The following is a 2974-nucleotide window of genomic DNA, read 5'->3' as shown; positions in this document are numbered from 1 at the left end:
ACCGGCGGCGGCGTCGTGCACGGCCCGACCCCGCGCGACTACAGCCAGCGCACCCCCAAGAAGATGAAGGCCGCTGCCCTGCGCGGCGCCCTCTCGGACCGGGCACGCAACGGCCGCATCCACGTCGTGGAGGCACTGGTTGCCGGCGACAAGCCGTCCACCAAGGCCGCTACCGAGGCCCTGCGCGCCATCACCGACCGCAAGAACCTGCTCGTAGTCATCGAGCGCGCCAACGATGTGGCGGCCCTGAGCCTGCGCAACATCGAGGCTGTTCACACCATTTACGTGGATCAGTTGAACACCTACGACGTGCTCGTTTCCGACGACGTGGTCTTCACCCAGGCCGCCTACGAGGCATTCATCGCAGCTAAGGCAACTGCCAAGGAGGACGCCAAGTGAGCGCGACCACCACAAAAGATCCCCGCGACGTGATCCTTGCTCCCGTCGTTTCGGAGAAGAGCTACGGCCTGATCGACGAAGGTAAGTACACCTTCCTGGTCGACCCCCGCTCGAACAAGACCGAGATCAAGCTGGCCGTGGAGAAGATTTTCTCCGTCAAGGTCGACTCGATCAACACCATCAACCGTGCCGGTAAGCGCAAGCGCACCAAGTTCGGATGGGGACAGCGCAAGGACACCAAGCGCGCAATTGTCACCCTGAAGGAAGGCACAATCGACATCTTCGGCGGTCCGCTTTCTTAAGCGGAGACCACTTTAACGAGGAATTGAACTATGGGAATCCGTAAATACAAGCCGACTACACCGGGCCGTCGCGGCTCGAGCGTAGCCGACTTCGCTGAAATCACGCGATCGACGCCGGAAAAGTCGTTGCTGCGCCCGCTGACCAAGTCAGGTGGACGTAACAACTCCGGCAAGATCACTACCCGCCACAAGGGCGGCGGACACAAGCGCCAGTACCGTCTGATCGACTTCCGTCGCCACGACAAGGACGGCGTGCCCGCCAAGGTCGCTCACATCGAGTACGACCCGAACCGCACCGCGCGGATCGCCCTGCTGCACTACGTTGATGGCACCAAGCGCTACATCCTGGCTCCGGCCAAGCTGAAGCAGGGGGACACGGTCGAGGCCGGCGCCAGCGCCGACATCAAGCCGGGCAACAACCTGCCGCTGCGCAACATCCCCGTCGGTACGGTCATCCACGCCGTGGAGCTGCGCCCGGGCGGCGGTGCCAAGATGGCCCGCTCCGCCGGTGCCTCCGTGCAGCTGGTGGCCAAGGAAGGCAAGTACGGCCAGCTCCGGCTGCCGTCCGGCGAAATCCGCAATGTTGATGTGCGCTGCCGCGCAACCATCGGCGAAGTGGGCAACGCCGAGCAGTCCAACATCAGCTGGGGCAAGGCCGGCCGCATGCGCTGGAAGGGCGTTCGCCCGACCGTCCGCGGTGTGGCCATGAACCCGATCGACCACCCGCACGGTGGTGGCGAGGGCAAGACCTCCGGTGGCCGTCACCCGGTCAACCCGAATGGCAAGCCCGAGGGCCGCACCCGCCGCCCGAACAAGGAAAGCGACCGCCTGATTGTGCGTCGCCGTCGTACTGGCAAGAACAAGCGATAGGAGCCTGGGAACATGCCACGCAGCCTGAAGAAAGGCCCCTTCGTCGATCAGCACCTCTTCGTGAAGGTAGCTGCAGAGAACGAAAAGGGCACCAAGAACGTCATCAAGACGTGGTCCCGCCGTTCGATGATCGTGCCCGACATGCTCGGACACACGATTGCCGTACACGACGGACGCAAGCACATCCCGGTGTTTGTCACTGAGTCGATGGTCGGGCACAAGCTCGGCGAATTCGCCCCGACGCGGACCTTCCGCGGCCATGTGAAGGACGACCGCAAGGGCAAGCGCCGCTAGGCGCTGCTCTTACGGCAGAAGACGAGAGAAGGAAAGCAATGGAAGCCAAGGCTATTGCGCGCCATATTCGCGTGACGCCTATGAAGGCCCGGCGCGTCGTCAACCTTGTTCGTGGCAAGCAGGCGAATGAGGCTCTGGCAATTCTGAAGTTTGCCCCGCAGGCAGCTTCGGAGCCGGTCAGCAAGGTACTCGCGTCGGCAGTCGCCAACGCCCGCGTTATCGCGGACCGCGACGGCGTCGCCTTTGACGAGAGCGACCTGTACATCAGCGAAGCATTCGTAGATGAAGGCCCCACCATGAAGCGGTTCCAGCCGCGCGCCCAGGGGCGTGCCTACCGCATCAAGAAGCGGACCAGCCACATCACGCTTGTTGTCGCTACCCCGGAGAAAGAGGAGGACCAGTAAGTGGGACAGAAAGTAAACCCGCACGGATTCCGACTCGGTATCACCACCGACCATGTCTCCCACTGGTTCGCTGACAGCAACAAGGCCGGCCAGCGCTACAAGGACTTTGTCCGCGAGGACGTGAAGATCCGCCAGCTGATGTCCACGGGCATGGACCGCGCGGGCATCGCGAAGGTTGAGATCGAGCGTACCCGTGACCGCGTGCGTGTGGATATCCACACCGCCCGCCCCGGCATCGTGATCGGCCGCCGCGGCGCCGAAGCAGACCGCATCCGCGGCGAGCTGGAGAAGCTCACCGGCAAGCAGGTGCAGCTGAACATCCTCGAGGTCAAGAACCCGGAGATCGAAGCGCAGCTGGTTGCCCAGGGCATCGCCGAGCAGCTGACCTCCCGCGTGGCCTTCCGCCGCGCCATGAAGAAGGCCATGCAGTCCGCGACCCGCGCCGGCGCCAAGGGCATCCGTGTCCAGTGCTCCGGTCGCCTCGGCGGCGCCGAAATGAGCCGCTCGGAGTTCTACCGCGAAGGCCGTGTGCCCCTGCACACGCTGCGGGCGAACATCGACTACGGCTTCTTCGAGGCCAAGACCACGTTCGGCCGCATCGGCGTCAAGGTCTGGATCTACAAGGGCGACGTGACCGCGAAGGAACTGGCGGCCCAGCAGGCTGCCGCTCCGTCCTCGCGTGGCCGCGGCGACCGTCCGGGCCGC

At 64.3% G+C, this 2974-nt stretch carries 6 protein-coding genes; all 6 read left to right on the top strand.

Features of this window, described 5'->3' with window-relative positions; genetic code table 11:
- On the top strand, nt 1-399 hold a 399-nt coding region (locus tag AC5RUJ_RS13725), incomplete at its 5' end, for a 50S ribosomal protein L4 (RefSeq protein ID WP_494156015.1).
- Nucleotides 396-701, top strand: a complete 306-nt coding sequence (gene rplW / locus AC5RUJ_RS13720) for a 50S ribosomal protein L23 (RefSeq protein ID WP_493941555.1) — start codon at nt 396-398, stop codon at nt 699-701. The genes AC5RUJ_RS13725 and rplW, both read left to right, overlap by 4 nt.
- A 30-nt stretch (nt 702-731) precedes the next feature.
- Nucleotides 732-1571, top strand: a complete 840-nt coding sequence (rplB, locus tag AC5RUJ_RS13715) for a 50S ribosomal protein L2 (protein ID WP_493979217.1) — start codon at nt 732-734, stop codon at nt 1569-1571.
- A 12-nt stretch (nt 1572-1583) separates the two neighbouring features.
- Nucleotides 1584-1865, top strand: coding sequence for a 30S ribosomal protein S19 (gene rpsS, locus AC5RUJ_RS13710; RefSeq protein WP_074701289.1), 282 nt, complete (start codon nt 1584-1586; stop codon nt 1863-1865).
- A gap of 38 nt (nt 1866-1903) precedes the next feature.
- Nucleotides 1904-2269 (top strand): 50S ribosomal protein L22, encoded by a 366-nt coding sequence (gene rplV, locus AC5RUJ_RS13705; protein WP_136784918.1) that lies wholly within the window; start codon nt 1904-1906, stop codon nt 2267-2269.
- Nucleotides 2270-2974: 30S ribosomal protein S3 (gene rpsC, locus AC5RUJ_RS13700; protein WP_494092059.1), on the top strand; the 705-nt coding region annotated here is incomplete at its 3' end.

The sequence above is a fragment of the Arthrobacter sp. Y3223164 genome (assembly GCF_059091005.1).
The sequence above is the reverse complement of the archived record's forward strand: the minus strand, read 5'-3'. Positions and strand labels throughout refer to the sequence as shown.

Bases quoted from the DNA above. Each gene is read 5' to 3' on its own strand.
- rpsS (WP_074701289.1), top strand. From the start codon at position 1,584: ATGCCACGCAGCCTGAAGAAAGGCCCCTTCGTCGATCAGCACCTCTTC.
- rplB (WP_493979217.1), top strand. From the start codon at position 732: ATGGGAATCCGTAAATACAAGCCGACTACACCGGGCCGTCGCGGCTCG.
- rplV (WP_136784918.1), top strand. From the start codon at position 1,904: ATGGAAGCCAAGGCTATTGCGCGCCATATTCGCGTGACGCCTATGAAG.